Origin of the sequence: Christiangramia aquimixticola (assembly GCF_048285835.1) — a bacterium.
In the GTDB taxonomy this organism is placed as follows: Bacteria; Bacteroidota; Bacteroidia; order Flavobacteriales; family Flavobacteriaceae; genus Christiangramia; species Christiangramia aquimixticola.
Genome location: NZ_JBLVTL010000192.1, coordinates 1 through 304, shown reverse-complemented (window position 1 = coordinate 304; position 304 = coordinate 1). Strand labels below are relative to the sequence as shown.

The window sequence follows — 304 nt, the reverse complement described above, 5'->3', positions numbered from 1 at the left end:
AATTGCCCGGAACGCTCTCAAAAAGGCCGCACCTTTGCCTGAATACCTCAATTCATAAAACTCAAGGTCGGTAGTCACTTCAGATCTTCTCCACAGCTTGGCATACACAAATACGGTCAGCATACCTGTAAGCAAAAACGCCCACCAAGCCCAGTTGCCTGCTACACCGTTTTTTCTGACTATATCAGTGACAAGGTTAGGAGTATCCGCCGAAAAGGTAGTTGCCACCATGGAAACCCCAAGGAGCCACCAAGGCATATTTCTACCGGACAGGAAAAACTCTTTGGCAGAGCTACCAGCTGAC

Annotated in this window: 1 protein-coding gene; it reads right to left on the bottom strand. The window is 48.4% G+C overall.

Features of this window, described 5'->3' with window-relative positions; translation table 11 throughout:
- Positions 1–304 (bottom strand): sodium:solute symporter family transporter (locus ACNKXV_RS14090; RefSeq protein WP_417908346.1); only part of this gene is annotated, 304 nt, incomplete at both ends.